At 36.3% G+C, this 19408-nt stretch carries 22 protein-coding genes; 17 read left to right on the top strand and 5 right to left on the bottom strand.

Annotation, left to right across the window (positions count from 1 at the left end):
• Window positions 1–32: 32 nt before the first annotated feature.
• Entirely contained in the window at window positions 33–959 is a 927-nt protein-coding gene (rarD, locus tag BQ6100_RS15975) for an EamA family transporter RarD (protein ID WP_075982574.1), read from the top strand.
• 72 nt (window positions 960–1031) lie between these two features.
• Here the strand turns inward: rarD and BQ6100_RS15970 are convergent, their stop codons facing one another.
• Window positions 1032–1832, bottom strand: a complete 801-nt coding sequence (locus BQ6100_RS15970; protein WP_075982573.1) for an NAD kinase — start codon at window positions 1830–1832, stop codon at window positions 1032–1034.
• Between the two features lie 146 nt (window positions 1833–1978).
• On the opposite strand from BQ6100_RS15970, the gene sppA reads away from it, so the two are divergent.
• The 9 genes from sppA (at window position 1979) to BQ6100_RS15925 (ending at window position 9776) form a co-directional block, all read left to right on the top strand.
• Complete coding sequence (sppA, locus tag BQ6100_RS15965; RefSeq protein ID WP_075982572.1) at window positions 1979–2992, top strand: signal peptide peptidase SppA; 1014 nt, start codon at window positions 1979–1981, stop codon at window positions 2990–2992.
• A 185-nt stretch (window positions 2993–3177) separates the two neighbouring features.
• Entirely contained in the window at window positions 3178–3570 is a 393-nt protein-coding gene (locus BQ6100_RS15960; protein WP_235816593.1) for an RDD family protein, read from the top strand.
• A gap of 81 nt (window positions 3571–3651) precedes the next feature.
• Window positions 3652–4329, top strand: coding sequence for a DUF2953 domain-containing protein (locus tag BQ6100_RS15955; RefSeq protein ID WP_075982570.1), 678 nt, complete (start codon window positions 3652–3654; stop codon window positions 4327–4329).
• 246 nt (window positions 4330–4575) lie between these two features.
• Window positions 4576–5043, top strand: coding sequence for a GerW family sporulation protein (gene ytfJ, locus BQ6100_RS15950; protein ID WP_075982569.1), 468 nt, complete (start codon window positions 4576–4578; stop codon window positions 5041–5043).
• Between the two features lie 164 nt (window positions 5044–5207).
• Window positions 5208–5708 (top strand): thiol peroxidase, encoded by a 501-nt coding sequence (gene tpx, locus BQ6100_RS15945; protein WP_075982568.1) that lies wholly within the window; start codon window positions 5208–5210, stop codon window positions 5706–5708.
• 158 nt (window positions 5709–5866) lie between these two features.
• Complete coding sequence (locus BQ6100_RS15940; RefSeq protein ID WP_075982567.1) at window positions 5867–6853, top strand: class I SAM-dependent methyltransferase; 987 nt, start codon at window positions 5867–5869, stop codon at window positions 6851–6853.
• A 269-nt stretch (window positions 6854–7122) separates the two neighbouring features.
• Entirely contained in the window at window positions 7123–8316 is a 1194-nt protein-coding gene (locus BQ6100_RS15935) for an acetate kinase (RefSeq protein ID WP_075982566.1), read from the top strand.
• A 109-nt stretch (window positions 8317–8425) separates the two neighbouring features.
• Window positions 8426–9274 carry an EcsC family protein gene (locus tag BQ6100_RS15930; protein WP_075982565.1) on the top strand — a complete coding sequence of 283 codons (849 nt, stop codon included), beginning with the start codon at window positions 8426–8428 and terminating at the stop codon, window positions 9272–9274.
• Window positions 9264–9776 carry a MogA/MoaB family molybdenum cofactor biosynthesis protein gene (locus BQ6100_RS15925; protein WP_075982564.1) on the top strand — a complete coding sequence of 171 codons (513 nt, stop codon included), beginning with the start codon at window positions 9264–9266 and terminating at the stop codon, window positions 9774–9776. Before BQ6100_RS15930 ends, BQ6100_RS15925 begins: the two co-directional genes overlap by 11 nt.
• Window positions 9777–9857: 81 nt before the next feature.
• On the opposite strand, the gene BQ6100_RS15920 is transcribed toward BQ6100_RS15925, so the two are convergent.
• Window positions 9858–10187, bottom strand: coding sequence for a hypothetical protein (locus tag BQ6100_RS15920; protein ID WP_075982563.1), 330 nt, complete (start codon window positions 10185–10187; stop codon window positions 9858–9860).
• A gap of 212 nt (window positions 10188–10399) precedes the next feature.
• Between BQ6100_RS15920 and BQ6100_RS15915 the strand changes: the two genes are divergently transcribed.
• Together BQ6100_RS15915 and argH are read left to right on the top strand one after the other, a co-directional pair.
• Entirely contained in the window at window positions 10400–11608 is a 1209-nt protein-coding gene (locus BQ6100_RS15915) for an argininosuccinate synthase (RefSeq protein WP_075982562.1), read from the top strand.
• Entirely contained in the window at window positions 11605–12987 is a 1383-nt protein-coding gene (gene argH / locus BQ6100_RS15910) for an argininosuccinate lyase (protein WP_075982561.1), read from the top strand. The genes BQ6100_RS15915 and argH overlap by 4 nt, the downstream gene beginning before the upstream one ends.
• 37 nt (window positions 12988–13024) lie before the next feature.
• Here argH and BQ6100_RS15905 read toward each other — a convergent pair whose 3' ends face one another.
• On the bottom strand, window positions 13025–13474 hold the full coding sequence (locus tag BQ6100_RS15905) for a universal stress protein (protein WP_075982560.1): 450 nt from the start codon (window positions 13472–13474) through the stop codon (window positions 13025–13027).
• A gap of 111 nt (window positions 13475–13585) precedes the next feature.
• Between BQ6100_RS15905 and BQ6100_RS21495 the strand changes: the two genes are divergently transcribed.
• Both BQ6100_RS21495 and ald read left to right on the top strand, forming a co-directional pair.
• The gene (locus BQ6100_RS21495; protein WP_173719858.1) at window positions 13586–13753 is read left to right on the top strand and encodes a hypothetical protein; all 168 of its coding nucleotides are present in this window, start codon (window positions 13586–13588) and stop codon (window positions 13751–13753) included.
• A gap of 269 nt (window positions 13754–14022) precedes the next feature.
• Window positions 14023–15144 carry an alanine dehydrogenase gene (gene ald / locus BQ6100_RS15900; RefSeq protein ID WP_075982559.1) on the top strand — a complete coding sequence of 374 codons (1122 nt, stop codon included), beginning with the start codon at window positions 14023–14025 and terminating at the stop codon, window positions 15142–15144.
• A gap of 56 nt (window positions 15145–15200) precedes the next feature.
• Here ald and BQ6100_RS15895 read toward each other — a convergent pair whose 3' ends face one another.
• Entirely contained in the window at window positions 15201–16298 is a 1098-nt protein-coding gene (locus BQ6100_RS15895; protein ID WP_075982558.1) for a M24 family metallopeptidase, read from the bottom strand.
• Between the two features lie 166 nt (window positions 16299–16464).
• Here BQ6100_RS15895 and BQ6100_RS15890 point away from each other — a divergent pair, with 166 nt between their 5' ends.
• The 3 genes from BQ6100_RS15890 (at window position 16465) to BQ6100_RS15880 (ending at window position 18889) form a co-directional block, all read left to right on the top strand.
• Complete coding sequence (locus tag BQ6100_RS15890; protein WP_075982557.1) at window positions 16465–17145, top strand: metal-dependent hydrolase; 681 nt, start codon at window positions 16465–16467, stop codon at window positions 17143–17145.
• An 83-nt stretch (window positions 17146–17228) separates the two neighbouring features.
• A complete protein-coding gene (locus BQ6100_RS15885) occupies window positions 17229–17462 on the top strand; it encodes a hypothetical protein (protein ID WP_075982556.1) in 234 nt (77 codons plus the stop codon).
• A 107-nt stretch (window positions 17463–17569) separates the two neighbouring features.
• A complete protein-coding gene (locus BQ6100_RS15880) occupies window positions 17570–18889 on the top strand; it encodes a CBS domain-containing protein (protein WP_075982555.1) in 1320 nt (439 codons plus the stop codon).
• A gap of 85 nt (window positions 18890–18974) precedes the next feature.
• On the opposite strand, the gene BQ6100_RS15875 is transcribed toward BQ6100_RS15880, so the two are convergent.
• Window positions 18975–19277 carry a YtpI family protein gene (locus tag BQ6100_RS15875; RefSeq protein WP_075982554.1) on the bottom strand — a complete coding sequence of 101 codons (303 nt, stop codon included), beginning with the start codon at window positions 19275–19277 and terminating at the stop codon, window positions 18975–18977.
• Between the last annotated feature and the right edge of the window lie 131 nt (window positions 19278–19408).

Genomic DNA, 19408 nt, shown 5'->3' with positions numbered 1-19408 from the left:
TTTCGAGACTAGAAAGAATTGAGGCATTTATAATGAATAATACGGAAACAAAGTCGGGTATCATTTATGCCGGCGCATCCTATGTCATTTGGGGTATACTGCCTATTTATTGGAAGCTACTAGGAGATGTAGGCTCAGATGAAATATTAGCGAATCGAATATTTTGGTCGTTTATTTTTATGATTTTTATTTTGATCTTTACCAAAAAATGGGGGAACTTTGTTTCTACCTTAAAGGGTTTAAAAGAAAATAAAAAGCAATTTGCTGCCTTGGCCGTTGCTTCCTTTTTGGTTAGCGGCAACTGGTTTATTTATATTTGGGCAGTCAATAGTAATCATATGATACAGACTAGCCTTGGATATTATATCAATCCATTGATTAGCGTATTTCTTGGTATGTTTGTCCTTAAGGAGAAACTATCAATAGCACAATATGTATCTTTTATTCTTGCCTTTATTGGTGTTCTAATCATAACGATTTCATTTGGGGAAATTCCATGGGTTGCCATTGGTCTTGCGTTTACTTTCGGATTATATGGATTGGCAAAAAAATTAATAAAGCTGGACTCATCCGTTGGTTTAGCTCTCGAAACGATGGTTGTAGCCCCTATTTCATTAATATATATGATTTACCTAGCGATTAATGGGACGCAGGCATTTTTATCTATTTCATTAAAAACAGATATTTTGCTTATTGGGGCTGGGGCAGCTACGGCGATACCTCTCCTTTATTTTGCCAAGGGTGCACAACGAATTTCCTTGGCTACTTTGGGAATATTGCAATATGTCTCACCAACCTTAACGTTAATTCTTGGTGTATTTTTGTACAATGAACATTTTTCTAAAGTCCATTTGATCTCCTTTTTGTTTATTTGGTCCGCATTAGCTGTATACTCATTGGCAAGTACGAAAATGATGTCTAATTTAGAAATGAAATGGAAAAGACAAAAAGCATCTTAATATTTGAAAAGGCTATTAGAAAGGAAAGGTCCTAGGAACCTATCCATTTTCTAATAGTCTTCTTCTCTCAGATTATAAAAAGGTTCGTTTCACCTTTTCCCAAAAGGAATTATCCTTAAGCTTTACCGTTTTAATCTGTTGGTTACTGAGTTTTACCTCAATCTTCTCAACATGTTGAATACTTAATGCTTCGTTGTCCATTCCCATGGTTGGAAAATCATTTCCGTCCTCGTTCACCTTTAATATTAGGACTCGATCGCCGTTTAGGATAAAAGAGGATCCTAAGGTCCGGTAGCGATTGTTATTTAAGGAAGCAAGCTCACTTACTTGAATACATGGAATGAGAGGGTCCACAACTGCACCGTTTAAAGATTTATTATAGGCTGTACTTCCGGTAGGAGTGGCTACAATCATGCCATCACCTCTGAAGGTTTCAAAATGCAAGTCATCAATAAAGACATCTACAACAAAGGTCTTAATAATTGCTGATTTAATACTAAATTCATTTAAACAGTAAAATGAAGTATTATGATCGACTTTAACCTCTAATACTGGATACTTTCGAACTTCAATCTGTTCGTTATTAATAGCATCAAGGATTTTTTGTGAATCCTCAAGTAGAAAATCGCAATATAAATTGACTTTCCCAATAGTTGATATACCAGCATAAAGACAATCATTTCTAAATCCGGTTTTCCTCACAGCCTGCAGAAACGCTCCATCCCCACCGATGCTTACGATAATATTAGCCTCTTTCATATCATTCACTACACGAAATCCATTTTGAGTAGCTAACTGAATAAGGCTATTTGCCTTTTCTTCTATCTCCTTATCTCTTTTATAAAAGAAATATATATTACGACGATCCTTCATTTGCTGTGAACCCCCACTTCATTAAATGATTACTCTTTTATAAGTTATTTTGATAAAATGAATATAATTGAGTCTAGTTTACAATGTTTTTGAATTTTTTAAAAGTTTCAGGTATTAATGTTAATAACAGTAAGGAGGACAACTTAGTGAATGGTAAAAGATGGGCAGCAATAGCAATTGCAGGCGGCTTGTTTATTTTTTCAGTGATTATTAACTTCTTAACAACATTTGCATTAACAGATTTTGAGTCAACTTTCACAGAGATATTTGAAGAAAATGATCGAATGCTTCAAGAAGAAGTTGTAAAGGAAGGAAACGATACAAAGAAGATTGCTGTGCTGGAAGTAAACGGGACGATACAGGATACTGGAGAAGCGGAATCGCTTTTCAATGCTGGTGGATATAACCACCAAGCTTTCTTAAAAAGACTTGACTATGTGAAGAATGATCACACAGTTAAGGGGATTATTATTAAGGTAAATTCACCTGGCGGAGGCGTGGTAGAAAGCGCTGAAATTCACGATAAAATAAAGGAAATTCAAAAAGAAGCGAAGAAACCAATCTACATATCAATGGGGTCTATGGCTGCCTCTGGAGGATATTATATTTCCGCACCGGCTGATAAAATTTTTGCTAGCCCTGAAACCTTAACAGGATCTCTAGGTGTTATCATGCAAGGCTATAATTATTCTGGACTTGCAGAAAAATACGGTGTGAAATTTGAAACAATAAAAAGTGGAAAATATAAGGACATAATGAGTCCAACGAGGGATATGACAAAAGAAGAAAGAAAAATTTTACAAACAATGATTGGTAACTCCTATGAAGGCTTTGTTAAAGTGATTTCTGAAGGAAGAGATATCCCGGTAGAGAAGGTTAAACAACTTGCTGATGGTAGAGTTTATGATGGACGACAAGCAAAAAAACTCAATTTAATTGATGGATATGGATATTTTGAAGATGTTATTGATCAATTAAAAAAGGATTATCATTTGAACGGAGCGCAAGTAGTAAGTTATTCAGAGAATTTTGGAATAGGCTCTTTATTTAGTATGACAGCTCAAAAATTTATCAAAGATGAAAATGCGGAACTTGCTGGTCTATTGAAAGTCTTGTCCCAATCCAATTCACCTAGACTTATGTATTTATATGCTGAATAAGGAGGTGTGAAGATATGAACTCAAATGATATTTCCAATGAGGAGAAGAAGGAAAATAACGAGCTGAAAATTGACTCCTCCTCTAGTGTGGAATTAAAACATAATGAGGAACAAAGTGAAATAGAACAATTAAATTTGGGAGCACCTCCTTCACAACCAATAAAAATAAATTACGCTGGTTTTTGGATGAGATTCTGGGCCTATTTGCTGGATTTAATTGTGATTGGAAGCCTTAACCGGTTGCTAATCTATCCTCTATTTCGTTTCATGGATATCGATGTACATGCGACAAGCATGTTCGCACCGGTTTCGATTGCTACTGCTGTTATTTTCTATCTATATTTTGTATTAATGACCAAATACCTTGGTCAGACCTTGGGGAAAATGGTATTTGGTCTTAAGGTGATTAGTTTAAAAGGAAAAAAATTGTCATGGGGTGCGATCATCTTTAGAGAATGGATTGGTCGGTTTATTTCTGTGACCCTTTGGATCAGCTATGTAATAGTAGCTTTCCTTCCAAAAAAGCAAGGGCTGCATGATTTGTTTGCAGACACAACAGTCATTCACGAAAGATTATAAAAATAAACCTGTCAACATAAGTTGGCAGGTTTATTTTGTATCTTTTAGAACATACTAATGGGCTGAAAGGTGTGAAAAACATTGAAATGGTTGTTCCTTGTTTTAATTATTCTTTTGCTCCTTATTATTGTAATCATTTTTTCTCGAATTAATGTAATCGTAAATTATTACCATGGGCAGGACAATGATGATTTAAAAGTCGAGTTTAAAGCTTGGTTTGGTCTCATTAAATATAAAATACACGTACCATTGATTAAACTGGATGAGGATTCTCCATCCATTGTTACAAAAGAGGAAACAACAATGGGGGAAGGCGAAAATAAGGATAAGAAGAAAAGAAGGTTTACTGCGGAAGATTTAATGGATAGTTTCCACGATATGAAGGTCATATTGAATCATGTTCTAAACCTTCATCGTCTGATTCGAGAATTTTTACATAAAGTGAAGGTGCGGAATTTACAGTGGGATACAGAGATTGGGGTTGGAGATGCTGCTTATACTGGGATGCTAGTTGGAGCATTCTGGGGCATAAAAGGAGGAATCATAGGGATTATTAGTCATTATATGAAAATGATTGAAATGCCCATCATAAGAATTACTCCAAACTTTCAAAAGGCGATTTCTCAAACAAAGATTGTTTGTATGTTTCAATTTAGAATCGGGCATGCTATGTTTGCAGCAATTAAACTAGTTAAATTGTGGAAGGGTGGAAAACCAGAATTTAAGTCTAAATCTTTATCGCAGGTTAACGGGCAGTAAGATTCCCCCACTTAAGACTTAGAGAATTCGAAGAAGATAGGTGGGGGATCAACTGCCCGTAAACGCCCGATTGGTTCAACTAACCATCAGTGGGGGATGAAATCGACTAAATAGGTCACGTCTTATGGCAACGTCGACACTAGCTCTTGGTGTGGGTTGAAAAATCCCCACTGATGGAAGTTTCACTTTATCCATTCTTTCTAATAACAAGTCTAATATGGTATAGAAGAGGAGGAGTCACTTATTATGTCCGATCATCCAATTCAAGGATTAATGACAACTGCAATGGAAAATTTAAAAGAAATGATTGATGTAAATACAATTATCGGTGATCCGGTTGAAACACCTGATGGAAGTGTGATTCTAACAGTATCCAAGGTTGGTTTTGGGTTTGCAGCTGGCGGTAGTGAATTTATCATAGACGGTCAATCAGGTGGAGCCCAAGGGCCTGAAAAGCATCCTTTTGGTGGTGGTAGCGGTGGAGGTGTATCCATTACCCCAATCGCCTTCCTAATTGTCAATTCTAAAGAAGTGAAAATGGTCCATATGGATGAAGGAACCCACTTAATAGAAAAAATTCTAGACCTAGCCCCTCAAGCAGTTGATAAAATTCAGCAAATGATGTCCAAAAAGGGGTCAGACGGGGGCTCAGGGGGTAATCAGCAGAGTGACCCTAGTAAATATGATGGTCCAAAGGAAGATTTGAATATTTAACAACTAGGAGGCCACCTGCATACTTTGGTTTTGCAGGCCTCTGTTTTTTACTTTTTGTCCATTTTTTATTCTCAAGAGTGTAATTAAGCTAAACTATTTGCAATACTTTAAATAAAAAGATATATTTTTACTGTACATATGTTGTTAAAGGAGGAGATTGTTTTATGGCATCCGTAACATTTAAAGGAAATCCAGTGACACTTCTTGGTTCGGAAGTGAGGGTTGGAGATAAAGCCCCTAATTTTACCGTCCTAGCAAATGATTTATCAGAAGTAACATTAGATGATACAAAAGGTCAGGTACGTTTGATAAGTGTTGTTCCATCCATTGATACAGGTGTATGTGACGCACAGACCCGTCGCTTTAATGAAGAAGCTTCAAAATTAGATAACGTCAAGATCTTAACAATTAGCGTGGATCTACCTTTTGCACAAAAGCGTTGGTGTGCGGCAGCGGGAATTGAAAACGTTCAAACATTATCTGACCATCGTGATCTTTCCTTTGGTGAGGCATTTGGAGTTGTTATGAAGGAATTAAGACTCTTAGCACGTGCAGTATTTGTCATTGATTCCAATGATGTTGTGACTTATGTGGAATATGTTAATGAAGGTACCAACCATCCGAATTATGAAGCAGCGATTGAAGCAGCAAAAGGTGCGAAATAAAACAAAAATGTGAGATGGGTCTAATCATTATCTTTTGTACGAATGTTCGAAGGATAATGATTGGGCCCTTTTTTTTCTTTGGAGGCTGGGAATAACTTGAGAATAGAAAGGTTCACGGCTACAATAGGGAAATAGAATATAAACAGGAGGAATGAGAAGTGAAAGTCTCTCCGGTTGAGGAATTATTTACAACCTTTAATGAAACAGCTGTTCTTTTACAAGAAGAATTATCGTGTACATATTTAGAAGCTTTAGCAGAAACAGGGGAAAACATTTTTCATCAGTCCATTCTTCAAGAGGAATTAAGTGAATTGGCAGTGAAAAGGTTAGAAAAACGCTATGAATCGTTAAAGCTAACGAAATTTAGTCCGGAAGAAATAAGAAAGTCATTTCAATTGGCCATATTAAAAGGGATGAAGGAAAATGTACAGCCCCACCATCAAATGACACCCGATTCCATAGGAATGCTTATTGGATATTTGGTTGCTAAATTTGTAAAGCAAACCAATTTTAGGATTCTAGACCCTGCAGTAGGAACAGGAAATTTGCTTACTACGGTATTAAATCAGCAGGGGGATAAGGAGATTCAATCTATAGGAATAGAGATTGATGATTTATTGATAAAATTATCTTATATAAATGCTAATTTACAAGAGCATGCTATTGAGTTTTTTAATCAAGATAGCCTTTCAAACTTATTTATTGATCCAGTTGAAGTGGTGGTAAGTGATTTGCCAGTTGGATATTATCCTGATGATATACGTGCATTAGACTACCAATTAAAGGCAGATGAGGGCCATTCCTATGCACATCATCTTTTTATTGAACAAAGTGTAAAGTATGTGAAGGATGGAGGGTACTTATTCTTTTTAGTTCCTTCTAATCTTTTTGAAAGTGATCAAGCTGGTAAACTCCATGAATTCATAAAGGATCATGTCCACATCCAAGCTCTTTTACAATTGCCAATGTCGTTGTTTAAGAATAAGCAAACAGCAAAAAGTATATTAGTTCTCCAGAACAAAGGTGAAAATGTTCGTGCTCCAAAGGAAGTTCTTTTAGCAATGCTTCCTAGCTTGTCTAATGCTGCCCAAATGGAGCAGGCTTTAGAAAAAATAGATCGATGGATTCGAGAAAATAAAAATTAATGTTGTTTCATTCTTGCCCTATAGACACAAGTAATCTTTTGTGTTTATAGGGCCTTTTATATTAAAGGTAATAATTATTTTAATTGAGTGAATAATCCTAAAATACTTATTTTATTGTGAAAACGTTCACATGTATAAAACTCCCTTGAAAGAAATCACTTTGAGTGATTTAATGAAAAATTGAGAGATAAGATAGGATGTTTAAGTACAAAATAATAATGACATATTAAGAAATAAGTTTTTTATGTTTTGAAAAAGGAGCGGTTCTAATGGCAAAGGTTATTGCTATAAATGCTGGGAGTTCATCATTAAAGTTTCAATTAATTGAAATGCCTAGTGAAGAAGTAATTACAAAAGGATTAATCGAAAGAATAGGGTTAAATGATTCTATTTTTAATATTACTGTAAACAATGAAAAACAAACTGAGACAACTGATATACCGAATCATGCTGTTGCTGTCAAAATGCTTTTAGACAAGTTAACGAACTTAGGAATCATTCAATCACTAGATGAGATTGAAGGAATCGGTCACCGTGTTGTTCATGGAGGGGAAAAATTCAACGATTCCGTTTTAATTACAGATGAGGTATTAAATACGATTGAAGAGATTTCAGATCTTGCACCATTACATAATCCTGCGAATGTCACAGGAATTAAAGCCTTCCAAGAGGTTCTTCCAAATGTGCCAGCAGTTGCAGTATTTGATACAGCTTTCCATCAAACAATGCCTGAAAGCTCTTATTTATACAGCTTGCCATATGAGTACTATGAAAAGTATGGTATTCGTAAATATGGATTCCATGGTACATCTCATAAGTATGTATCACAAAGAGCTGGAGAAATGCTTGGTCGTCCATTAGAGCAGCTTCGCCTTATTTCCTGTCACTTAGGAAATGGTGCAAGTATTGCTGCAATTGAAGGTGGGAAGTCAGTAGATACTTCTATGGGATTTACTCCGCTTGCTGGTGTTACAATGGGGACTCGTTCAGGTAATATTGACCCGGCATTAATTCCATTTATAATGGAAAAAACAAACAAATCCGCAGAAGAAGTATTAGAAATTCTGAACAAAAAAAGCGGAATGCTAGGTGTTTCTGGTTTCTCTAGTGACCTTCGTGATATCGAAAAGGCTGCCAACGAAGGAAATGACCGTGCAGAATTAGCACTTCAAGTGTTTGGAAGCAGAATCCATAAATATATTGGTTCCTATTCTGCTCGTATGAGTGGTGTTGATGCAATCATCTTTACTGCAGGTATCGGAGAAAACAGTGATACGATTCGTGCACGCGTACTAAAAGGTCTTGAATTTATGGGAGTTTACTGGGATCCAGCTTTAAATAAAGTACATGGTGAAGAAGCATTTATAAGCTATCCACATTCTCCAGTTAAGGTTATCGTAATCCCAACGAATGAAGAAGTAATGATTGCTCGTGATGTGGTAAAGTTCGGTAATATTTTATAATATCTTTCAATTTAGAAGCAACCGTCCATGCTGGCGGTTGCTTTTTTTTTGATAATTGAGCTTTGTGATATACTAGGAAATATACTCCAATTGATAGGAGGATTTATTAATGGCGCTAACTGAAAGAGAAAAATCAGTCTTAATGAATATTAAGGAATGGGAAAATAGGCTATTTGAATATGAGGCTAATGATTTTGAATTAATGTATGAAAAGTACTTGGAGAAGTCATTTTCATTGCTACCTGAAGAAATTCAAACGAAATTTTTCACTCTTCTTGATCAATGGCTTTTTTATTTACATGCTATTATTCAGGGCTCTCAGTTGCAGGTAGACGCACGCGAGAGAATCCTCTCGGCTGGAAGGGTTTTTTATGCTGATATAGAGAGTGTTGACGACCTAAAGAAATTAAATATAGATCAGTTGCAATACATAGCAGAACAGCAAATTGCTCGTCATCGCTTTTATTCTTTTGCTCAAGGGGGAATATCTGGAACAGGTGGGGCATTGCTCCTTGGCTCTGATATCCCTGCTATCGCCATAATTAATTTAAAGGTAATACAATTAATTGCTACGACCTATGGATTTGAAATCAATAAACCTTATGAAATGATGACATCCTTAAAGGTCTTCCATGCTGCTACATCTCCTAGAAGAATGAAAAAGAGTGGTTGGGAACAGCTTATTCAGGAAATAGATAATCAAAAAGAGCATTACTTCTATGAGGGGAAAGAGGAAATTACAGATATATCTTGGATGGATCAACCCTTAGTCCATATATTAAAAGCTTTTACGATATTAATTTTTAGAAAAAGGTCGATTAAGGGGGTTCCTTTTATCAGTATGGCTATTGGTGCTGGAACTAATTATCAACTAACAAGAAGTGTGACGGATTTTGCCCATAAATATTACCAATTAAGATATTTATTGGAGAAAGAGCAGGGCTTACATGAGTATTAGAGATCATAAAATGGAAGCACCTCGGCAGGTCAGTTGTAAGGTCATTACGATAAGTGACACAAGAAATAAAGAGACAGATAAAAGTGGTCGGTTAATGGTTGACTTGCTTCAACAATCCGGTCATAGAATTATTGATTATGTCATTGTTAAAGATGAACAGGAAAAGTTGCGATTAGAGGTTCTTAAAGGTTGTGAGAATCCGGAAATTGATGTGGTTATCACTAATGGCGGAACAGGCATTGCAAAGAGAGACATTACGATTGAAACAGTGACCAGCCTATTCCAAAAGGAAATTAGTGGATTTGGAGAATTATTTCGCATGTTAAGCTATCAAGATGACATTGGCTCTGCTGCAATTCTTTCCAGGGCAACGGCAGGTGTGGTGAATAATAAAGCAGTATTCTGCACACCTGGATCAACTGGTGCTGTCCGATTAGCGATGAATAAACTAATCCTTCCAGAGCTTGGTCATATTGTTCGGGAACTGAGAAAGAATTTATAGAATAAAAGAGACTCACATCTGTTTTCGTGAGTCTCTTTTATTTTTTTAGCGAACTAATAATTAATGTTGTCTTCATTTTGTCTATTGGTATCTCATTCGATCATTTTCAATTTCTGAAATATCCTGATGAGTTCGATACCAGAGCCATAGGTCATTAATCACTGAGGCAAGCTCTGCAATCTCGTTGTTTAATTCACAAGAACGTTCGAAGTCACTTTCATCATAAAGTTCAGCTTGTTTTAAATTAATTTCTTTCTCTAGTTCAGCGATTCTATCTGGGATGCTGCCACGAATTGTTTCCCAATGGAATAGTATATCCTGTTGCATTTCTAAAGGATACTCATCCCATTCCATAGCTAAAATTGGGATTGAAATTCCTAAACGATCATCTTTTCTAAATTGTCCTTCCATAAATAATCGCCTCCTTCTAATTTAACTATACATGATAGGAGCCTAGCTGTGTATTCAATCAAATGATTTGTTAGAAAAATGTAAAAATAAATTTTTATACATTTTGACGAATAAGTATTGAATTTTTTTTAAAATCTTGTTAAATTGATAAAATAGAAAAAGTAATTAAAATTTATACGGATGAATATTTATTCAAACGAGGAGGAAACGTAGTGACAAATCAAAAGGTTGTTCTCGCCTATTCAGGCGGGTTGGATACATCTGTAGCTATCAAGTGGTTACAGGACCAAGGGTATGCGGTAGTAGCTTGTTGTTTAGATTTAGGGGAAGGAAAGGATTTAGAATTTGTTAAAGAAAAAGCCCTTAAAGTGGGTGCTGTTTCATCCTATATGATTGATGTGAAAGAGGAGTTTGCTAATGAATATGCATTAAAGGCTCTTCAAGCACATGCATTATACGAAGGGAAATATCCTCTAGTTTCTGCTTTGTCTCGTCCTCTTATTTCAAAAAAACTTGTTGAAGTAGCAGAAAAGGAAAATGCTGTAGCAGTAGCACACGGTTGTACGGGAAAAGGAAATGATCAGGTGCGTTTTGAAGTATCTATTAAAGCATTAAATCCAAATTTAAAGGTATTAGCTCCAGTTCGTGAGTGGAGTTGGTCTCGTGAAGAAGAGATTCAATATGCGAAAGAGAAGAATATTCCAATTCCAATTAATTTGGATAGTCCATTCTCTATTGACCAAAACCTATGGGGCCGCAGTAATGAGTGTGGAATATTAGAAGACCCTTGGGCAGCGCCTCCAGAGGATGCATATGATTTGACACAAAGTCTAGATAAGACACCTGATACTCCTGAAATGATTGAAATTGATTTTGAAAAAGGAGTACCGGTTGGTTTAAATGGTCAAAAGTATCCTTTATCTCAGTTGATATTACAGTTAAATACAATTGCCGGGAAACATGGGGTTGGACGTATTGACCATGTAGAAAATCGTCTAGTGGGGATAAAATCACGTGAAGTATATGAATGTCCTGGGGCTATTACTTTAATTACAGCTCACAAGGAATTGGAAGATTTAACTTTAGTTAAAGAGGTTGCTCACTTTAAGCCAATTATAGAAAAGAAAATTACAGAAACAATTTATGATGGACTATGGTTTTCTCCTTTACAATCAGCCTTATTTGCTTTCTTAGAAGAAACACAGAAATATGTTACTGGTACAGTAAGAGTTAAGCTTTTCAAAGGCCATGCGATAGTTGAAGGAAGAAAATCTCCTTATTCATTATATGATGAGAAACTAGCTACTTATACATCAGATGACGAATTTGACCATACTGCAGCTGTTGGCTTTATTAACCTTTTTGGACTACCTACAAAGGTTCAAAGCATTGTACACAATAATAAGAAGGTGACAGTGTGAAAAAACTGTGGGGCGGAAGATTTACACAAACAGCAGAAGAATGGGTCGATGAATTCGGAGCCTCCATATCATTTGATCAGCAATTAGTTTTAGAGGATATAGAAGGAAGCCTTGCACATGTCACGATGCTATCAAAATGCGGAATCGTTACAGAAGAAGAGGCTGACATAATAAAAAAAGGCTTGAATGCCATAAAAGAAAAGGCGGAAAGAGATGAACTATCTTTTTCCGTTCAGCTCGAAGATATACATTTAAATATTGAGAGTATGTTAACTGATATGATTGGACCTGTTGGAGGAAAGCTTCATACAGGTAGAAGTAGAAATGATCAAGTTGCAACGGATATGCATTTATATTTACGAAATCAAGTTGAACAAATAATTGAACTAATAATAGAAATGCAAAATGAATTAATCACTTTGGCGGAAAATCATGTTGAAACGATAATGCCAGGGTATACGCACCTTCAGAGGGCACAACCGATTTCATTTGCCCATCATTTACTTGCGTATTTTTGGATGCTGGAAAGAGATAAAAGGCGCTATGAAGATAATTTGAAGAGAATTAATGTTTCTCCACTAGGTGCGGGGGCACTTGCTGGAACCACCTTTCCTATCGATCGTTATTTAAGTGCAGAAATTCTCGGCTTTGATTCAATCTATGAAAATAGCTTGGATGCAGTAAGCGATCGGGATTTTATCATTGAGTTCTTATCTGCAAGCTCCATTTTGATGATGCATCTGTCTAGATTTGCAGAAGAGATCATTCTTTGGTCAAGTCAAGAATTCCAATTTATCGAGCTATCAGATAGCTTCTCGACTGGTAGCAGCATCATGCCGCAAAAGAAGAACCCTGACATGGCAGAATTAATTCGTGGAAAATCTGGTAGGGTTTATGGGAACCTATTCGCTTTACTAACTACCTTGAAGGGCCTACCACTTGCCTATAATAAGGATATGCAAGAAGATAAGGAAGGAATGTTTGATACAGTTAAGACAGTGAGTGGTTCCTTAAAGATTTTTGCAGGAATGATTCGTACGATGAAGGTTCGGACGGAACAAATGGAAAGAGCAACACAGAATGACTTTTCTAATGCGACTGAGCTAGCAGATTATTTATCTTCTAAAGGCTTACCTTTCCGTCAGGCTCATGAAATTGTTGGTGAATTAGTATTATCCTGTGTTCAAAAGGGTTGTTTCTTGAAGGATCTTAGTTTGGATGAGTTTCAAGTAGCAAGCTCTTTATTTCAGGGGGATATTTACGATGCGCTTGAGCCAAAGACAGCTGTGAAGCGCCGAAATAGCGCTGGTGGGACAGGCTTTGAACAAGTATATCAGGCCATCCATAAAGCAAAAGAATTGGTGAATAAAGAAGGGTAGACCAAAAATTTGGTCTACCCTTCTTATATCCTACTAACTACTCTTCTTTATTTGTACGAACGACAAGAACATCACAAGTAGCATATCGTGTAATGTGCTCAGAGACACTTCCAATTAAGAAGCGTTCAACCATATTTAGACCTGTCGCACCACAAATGATTAAATCAATTTTATGTTTTTTTGCCATGTCCTTAGGAATTTTCACTTTTGGTGAGCCATATTCAATATCATAAGAAACATCTGAAACCCCATTTTCTAATGCTTCTTTCTTATAATTTTCCATGAGCTCTTTCCCAAATTGCTCTGCTCTTTCTGCAATCGTACGATCATATGCTTCAACTGTTGCAAAGGTACGTGTATCAATAACATGAGCCAGTACAATACGAGCGTTATTTCTTTTAGCAATTTCTAGAGACTTTTTAAACGCCCATTCTGCTTCTTTTGAACCGTCTACTGCTACTAGGATATTTTTATAAGTTAATCCCATTCTCCATCTCCTCCTTTTTCCTAAATTATACAATAGTTAAATGTGAATATGTGTAACAAATTATCGAACAATAAGAGGGGATTTCAGTTTTTGTGAAGGGAGATAAGATGAATGGATAAAAGAGGGTCAGGTCAACAATCTCAATATTATTATGATGAACAGGGTGCAGGGCACGTAAGTCAACAAATTGTGGATGCGTATAATAGTGGGGTCATTGATAGTGAGAGTGGTCAATTCGATATGGATAAATTTAACAGAAACCAATCAATTGAAGAGTAAATATACTTTCTTGCAGTATGGAAAAAAGGTTGTCTTAAGGTACGTGGTATCTTTTGTACAGCCTTTTTTATTATGGTGATAAATAAAATATAGAAATACTCCTTAGTAGGTTTGGTTGGAAGATACCTATCTTTCTGTAGATACTTTAATGATTTAAATAGTTAAACGATTGGGTTTTTATGTTGAGTTTTGTTTATTAACTAGTTTTATTTGGTAATTAAAGGTGATATAGTAAAATTATACTTAAGATAATAATTGGGGGATGCGAAATGCGTATTGGAGTACCTAAGGAAATAAAAAATAATGAAAATCGCGTGGCAATGACACCAGCTGGAGTCTTAAATCTAATTTCTTACCAACATGAGGTATATATTGAGACTGGAGCTGGATTAGGATCAGGATTTACAGATTATGATTATGAAAAAGCAGGAGCAAGGATTGTAAAAACAGCAGGGGAAGCTTGGGGTACCGATATGGTTATGAAGGTAAAGGAACCGCTCCCTGATGAGTATCATTTTTTTCGTGAAGGATTAATCCTATTTACATATTTACACTTAGCCCCTGAGCCTGAATTAACTAAAGCCTTAGTTGATTATAAGGTGGTCGCGATTGCTTATGAAACGGTTCAGCTTTCAAACGGGTCATTGCCCCTGTTAACTCCTATGAGTGAAGTAGCAGGGAGAATGGCTACGCAAATCGGTGCACAATTTTTAGAGAAGGTACATGGTGGTAAGGGAATTCTCCTTTCCGGAGTACCGGGTGTACAAAGAGCTAATATTACCATTATCGGTGGTGGAGTTGCTGGTACAAATGCTGCAAAGATGGCCGTTGGAATTGGTGCTAAAGTAACGATAATCGATTTAAATCCTGATCGGCTTCGTCAATTAGATGACATATTTGGAAGTGATGTGACAACCCTAATCTCTAATCCTTATAATATAGCAGAAGCAGTCAGGGAATCAGATTTAGTAATTGGGGCGGTGTTAATACCGGGTGCTAAAGCTCCAAAGCTCGTTACGGACCAAATGATTAAAGAAATGAGTCCTGGGTCTGTTGTTGTGGATATTGCCATCGATCAAGGAGGAATTTTTGAAACAACTGATCGAATCACTACCCATGACAATCCTACCTATGTCAAGCATGGTGTTGTTCATTATGCGGTCGCGAATATGCCAGGTGCTGTACCGAGAACATCCACTATAGCCTTAACAAACGTGACAGTTCCATATGCTGTTCAAATAGCTAATAAGGGTTACAAGCAAGCTTGTATAGATAATGAGGCATTATTAAAAGGGATTAATACATTAAATGGATTTGTAACCTATGAAGCAGTGGCAGAAGCTCATAATATCGAATTTTCAGATGCCAAATCATTACTAGCTCAAGTATGATATACAAAATGAGAAAACAAAAAATCCATGGACACTTAATCCATGGATTTTTTGTCTTACTTTATAATCTGTAGTTCTTTTGGGAATTTAGTTAGAACCTCTACACCATTTTCAGTTACATAAACGTCATCTTCAATTCTTACACCTGCAACCGTTGGAACATAGATTCCTGGTTCGATGGTAAATACCATTCCTTTTTCAAGAAGAAGAGGATTCGTTTCGGTGACTGATGGATATTCGTGAATGCTAATACCTAATCCATGTCCTAAACGATGTGGGAAATACTCTCCGTATCCAGCATCCGCAATTAATTTCCTAGCTGTTAAGTCTACCGCTGAACAGGTAATGCCAGGCTTAGCTGCTTCAATAGCTGCAAGCTGGGCTTTTAGAACGGTATCATATATTTCCTTTTGCTTTTCTGATATGTCACCAAAGGCAACCGTTCTAGTAATATCTGAGCAATAGCCATCCACAACAACACCCAAGTCAAATAGAACAAGGTCTCCTTTTTTTATCTTTGTTAAACCAGGTGTACCATGTGGAGAGGCAGCATTCGCTCCAGTTAAAACCATTGTGGCAAATGACATTTGGGTGACCCCTTTTTTCTTTAATGCGAATTCAATTGCAGCAATGATTTCTAGCTCAGTTTTTCCTTCGGCTAATTCCTGACACCCTACTTCTACAGCGTAATCTGCGAGGGCACATGCCTCTTTAATGGTGGATAGTTCCTTTTCGTTCTTTACCATGCGAAGCTTTTGTAGCTCTTCCTCTGCAGAAACAAAGGTGGCATTCATAAACAAATGCAATAGCTCCTCATAACGTTCTACATTTAAATGCTGCTTTTCAATGGCCGCCTTTTGAATGCTTTGCCCTCTCTTATTGATGGATTGATTAATCATATCCCATGGATTTTCAATATCGTTATACCCAATAATTTCATAATCCCAACCGGAGTTTCTTGCCTCCTCCTTTTCCATGCTAGGTACAACTAGGAAGGGCTCTTTATCCTTAAATACCGCAAGAGCAAGTAATCTTTCATGTGGATCACTAAGGAATCCGCTTAAATAAAATACATTTTCAGGTGATGTGACGAAACAAACATCGATATCTTTCTTTTTCATCCATTCGGAGATGTTTTGTAATTGTAATTTCATGATTGAATCCTCCCCAACATTTTAATATTTTGAGATTATCAATTTTTTCGGAAAAAGTAAACTTATGTCTTTGATAAGAATAGGCAATAAATGATAAAGAAAGGTGATTGAAAGGCAACTAAGATTGTATAATTTAAATAAGGAATAAATAGAAAGGGTGAATCAAATGAAAGTTTCTTATCATGGACATTCTGTAGTGAAAATCCAATCAAATGGTTACACCATTCTTATCGATCCATTTATCACAGGTAATGATTTAACAGACCTAGAAGTAAAAGACTTAAAACCAGATTATATTATTGTTACACATGGGCATGATGATCATCTTGGGGATACAGTTGATTTAGCAAAGAAGAACAATGCCTTAGTTATAGCTAATTTTGAATTAGCTACCTATTTAGGTTGGCAAGGTGTCAATACCCATGGCATGCATATCGGTGGCGCCCATGAGTTCGAATTTGGAAGAGTGAAGCTCACTCAAGCTTTTCATGGAACAGGGCTTGTAACGGAGAATAAGGAAATCATCTATTGTGGGATGCCAGCAGGAGTACTAATTACAATCGAAGGTAAAACCATTTATCATGCAGGTGACACAGGTTTATTTTCTGATATGAAATTAATTGGGGATAGACATCCTATTGATTTAGCTTTTCTTCCAATAGGTGATAACTTTACAATGGGACCGGAGGACGCAGCTTATGCAGCTGAGCTATTATCTGCAAAAAACGTGGTACCCATTCACTACAATACCTTCCCGCGAATTAAACAAGATCCTTATCAATTTATTAAATTATTAAAGAGTGATGTGGGAAAGGTATTAAAACCTGGTGAAGGAATAGAACTCTAAAAATGTAGGATTCCTATTGATAACACATTTTTTCAACCTGTCCGCATAATATGTATCAATAAGCATTTTAGGAGGAAGAAATGATGAATAGGAATCGTTACTTATTGTGCTTGCTAGTTATTGGTGTAATGCTATATTATGCAGTACCAAGGATTTCTGTATTAAATACCGGGACAGAAGGTATTTTTGCTGTAACTTGGCTAATATTTGCCTTATTTGCTGTTGCTGGAAATTTAACTGCCCTATTACACTCACCTAAAAAAGGAAGAAGAGTAAGTGGACAATCAGAAGGAAAAAAAAGAGTCCGTTCATATTAGCATCAACCTTCAAGAGTTGAAAACAAAATTGAAATCATGCTCTCGTTAACCTTATAATAAGGAATAGGAAAACAATTGGGGAATCTATCCGTTAGAAGGTGAAGCTCTTGGCTACGAAGCATGAACAAATATTAATGTATATTGATGGTCTGCCGGTAGGAGAAAAAATTTCAGTCAGACAAATTGCAAAGGCAATGAATGTTAGTGAAGGAACAGCATATCGGGCGATAAAGGATGCCGAAAATAAAGGATATGTCAGCACGATTGAACGTGTTGGAACGATAAGAATTGAGCAGAAAAAAAAGGAAAATATAGAGAAACTTACTTATGCCGAGGTTGTTAATATCGTAGACGGACAAGTATTAGGTGGAAAAGCAGGCTTACATAAAACTTTAAATAAATTTGTCATAGGTGCTATGAAACTCGAAGCGATGATGCGTTATACAGGAGCAGGTAACCTTCTCATTGTCGGAAATCGTACAAATGCGCATGAATTGGCTCTTAGAGCGGGTGCCGGAGTTCTCATTACTGGTGGCTTCGATACAGATGACGACGTAAAAAAGCTAGCTGACGAACTACAGCTTCCTATAATATCAACAAGCTATGATGCATTTACCGTTGCAACCATGATTAACAGGGCAATTTACGACCAGTTAATAAAAAAGGAAATCATCTTAGTTGAAGATATATTAACACCATTAGCTGAAACATCCTACCTAAAGACTACCGATGCAGTCTCAAATTGGCACGAGCTAAATGGTCAAACCTTCCATAGTCGCTTTCCGGTCGTGGACCAAAACTTAAAGGTCCAAGGGATGGTAACATCAAAGGATATATTAGGAGTTTCAAATGATACTTCAATCGATAAAGTAATGACAAAGAATCCAATGACTGTCAGTGGAAAAACCAGTGTTGCCTCCAGCGCGCATATGATGGTTTGGGAAGGGATTGAGGTTCTTCCTGTCGTCGATGAGTCTCATCGACTAGTAGGGATTATTAGCAGACAGGATGTTTTAAAGGCTTTACAGATGATTCAACGCCAACCACAAGTGGGTGAAACAATTGATGATATAGTGACTAACCAACTTGTTTTGTTAAAGGGAAAGACGAAAAATGAAGAGGTGTTTCGTTGTGAAATCACACCACAAATGACAAACCATATTGGTACCATTTCCTATGGTGTATTCACGACGATTGTGACAGAGGCTGCTAATCGATTATTAAGAGGGTACAAAAAAGGTGACTTAGTTGTTGAAAACATGTCTATCTATTATTTAAAGCCTGTTCAAATGGACAGTAATTTAGAGATTATCCCAAGAATATTAGAAGTGGGTAGGAAATTTGGGAAAGTGGATGTTGAGGTTTTTAACGAAGGAGTTTTAGTCGGCAAAGCCATGATGATGTGTCAATTAATTGATAGAAACTAATATCAGATGGCATATTAAGAATAATAACAAAGAAAAAGTGAAAAGCCTTGTCTCACAATAAATGACAAGGCTTTTGGCTTTACTATTAATTTTTAAATTCCTCAGCTTCTTTAATAGCGATTGGAAGAAAAAATTTATAGGCTTTTATTCCACCCCATACACTTAATAAACCAATAATGACAAAAATAGCTGCGATGATATAGGTAAGAGTCGTGTTATAAAGGAAAATTTGGTTTACACCAAATAAGGCAACAAACAATCCTAAAGCAATGCTTGATTTAGATGATATCCATTTCTTTTCTGCAGGGCGTTTGCATCGAACGCTTTTTATCTTATAGAAGATGTAAAAAGAAAAGGAAAGAATAATAAAAATAACCAATATTGGCATTCCTAGTTCCTCCAAACTTCGACAGTATTCTTCTATTTTAACGATTTTTCTTTGAAATTTCTACAGTAGAAGCTTTTGTATTTTTCTGATATATGATTTAATTAAATATCATAAAATATTGGCCCTGCAAG

The organism is Bacillus massilinigeriensis (genome assembly GCF_900117315.1).
GTDB lineage: Bacteria > Bacillota > Bacilli > Bacillales > Cytobacillaceae > Bacillus_BE > Bacillus_BE massilionigeriensis.
The sequence above is the reverse complement of the archived record's forward strand: the minus strand, read 5'-3'. Positions and strand labels throughout refer to the sequence as shown.

What these genes read in the sequence shown, in the direction of transcription:
- BQ6100_RS15885 (WP_075982556.1), top strand. Translation starts at nt 17,229, where the DNA reads ATGAATAGGAATCGTTACTTATTGTGCTTGCTAGTTATTGGTGTAATG.
- rarD (WP_075982574.1), top strand. Translation starts at nt 33, where the DNA reads ATGAATAATACGGAAACAAAGTCGGGTATCATTTATGCCGGCGCATCC.
- BQ6100_RS15920 (WP_075982563.1), bottom strand. Translation starts at nt 10,187, where the DNA reads ATGGAAGGACAATTTAGAAAAGATGATCGTTTAGGAATTTCAATCCCA.
- ytfJ (WP_075982569.1), top strand. Translation starts at nt 4,576, where the DNA reads ATGTCCGATCATCCAATTCAAGGATTAATGACAACTGCAATGGAAAAT.
- BQ6100_RS15970 (WP_075982573.1), bottom strand. Translation starts at nt 1,832, where the DNA reads ATGAAGGATCGTCGTAATATATATTTCTTTTATAAAAGAGATAAGGAG.
- tpx (WP_075982568.1), top strand. Translation starts at nt 5,208, where the DNA reads ATGGCATCCGTAACATTTAAAGGAAATCCAGTGACACTTCTTGGTTCG.
- BQ6100_RS15890 (WP_075982557.1), top strand. Translation starts at nt 16,465, where the DNA reads ATGAAAGTTTCTTATCATGGACATTCTGTAGTGAAAATCCAATCAAAT.
- BQ6100_RS15905 (WP_075982560.1), bottom strand. Translation starts at nt 13,474, where the DNA reads ATGGGATTAACTTATAAAAATATCCTAGTAGCAGTAGACGGTTCAAAA.
- ald (WP_075982559.1), top strand. Translation starts at nt 14,023, where the DNA reads ATGCGTATTGGAGTACCTAAGGAAATAAAAAATAATGAAAATCGCGTG.
- BQ6100_RS21495 (WP_173719858.1), top strand. Translation starts at nt 13,586, where the DNA reads ATGGATAAAAGAGGGTCAGGTCAACAATCTCAATATTATTATGATGAA.
- BQ6100_RS15935 (WP_075982566.1), top strand. Translation starts at nt 7,123, where the DNA reads ATGGCAAAGGTTATTGCTATAAATGCTGGGAGTTCATCATTAAAGTTT.
- BQ6100_RS15895 (WP_075982558.1), bottom strand. Translation starts at nt 16,298, where the DNA reads ATGAAATTACAATTACAAAACATCTCCGAATGGATGAAAAAGAAAGAT.
- BQ6100_RS15925 (WP_075982564.1), top strand. Translation starts at nt 9,264, where the DNA reads ATGAGTATTAGAGATCATAAAATGGAAGCACCTCGGCAGGTCAGTTGT.
- BQ6100_RS15875 (WP_075982554.1), bottom strand. Translation starts at nt 19,277, where the DNA reads ATGCCAATATTGGTTATTTTTATTATTCTTTCCTTTTCTTTTTACATC.
- BQ6100_RS15960 (WP_235816593.1), top strand. Translation starts at nt 3,178, where the DNA reads ATGAGATTCTGGGCCTATTTGCTGGATTTAATTGTGATTGGAAGCCTT.
- BQ6100_RS15930 (WP_075982565.1), top strand. Translation starts at nt 8,426, where the DNA reads ATGGCGCTAACTGAAAGAGAAAAATCAGTCTTAATGAATATTAAGGAA.